Below are 586 nucleotides of genomic sequence, written 5' to 3'. Positions count from 1 at the left end.
GAGTAGGGCTTTCCTCTCCGTACGGGCGCAGTCTATGTCCATACGGGAGGCAATTCATTTTCATGCGGATGAAAATCTAGTTTCACCTAGGAGAAACTCTAGTTTCATACGGAGGAAACTCTAGTTTCATACGGAGGAAACTCTAGTTTCATATGGGAGAAACTCTAGTTTCATATGGGAGAAACTACTCGCATTAGGGGGAGAATACCTTGTTCTAGGTATGCTGTTTGCTTTTTATTTTGGGTGCTTACCCCTATCTTTGTAGCTGTTGGTGGGGATGTCCGACCAACGGCAATAAATCTTTATCCAAAACTTAAATGCAAATGACTATGCAACCTATTATCAATAGCAACTTACCAGAGTTCAAAGTACCCGCATATACCAAGTCCAAGGGCTTCCACGAGGTCTCTAACGAGGATCTCAAGGGGCGCTGGAGCGTACTCTTCTTCTATCCTGGCGACTTCACCTTCGTATGTCCTACGGAGCTAGCTGACCTTGCCGACAACTATGCTGAGTTTCAGCAGATCGGCGTGGATATCTACTCTGTGAGCACAGACTCACACTTCGTTCACAAGGCTTGGCAGGA

At 45.9% G+C, this 586-nt stretch carries 1 protein-coding gene; it reads left to right on the top strand.

What is annotated here, in order from left to right; translation table 11 throughout:
- Nucleotides 1-329: 329 nt before the first annotated feature.
- The coding region (locus PORUE0001_RS00160; RefSeq protein WP_232501368.1) for a redoxin domain-containing protein at nt 330-586 on the top strand (257 nt) is incomplete at its 3' end.

Source organism: Porphyromonas uenonis 60-3 (assembly GCF_000174775.1).
GTDB lineage: Bacteria > Bacteroidota > Bacteroidia > Bacteroidales > Porphyromonadaceae > Porphyromonas > Porphyromonas uenonis_A.
The sequence above is the reverse complement of the archived record's forward strand: the minus strand, read 5'-3'. Positions and strand labels throughout refer to the sequence as shown.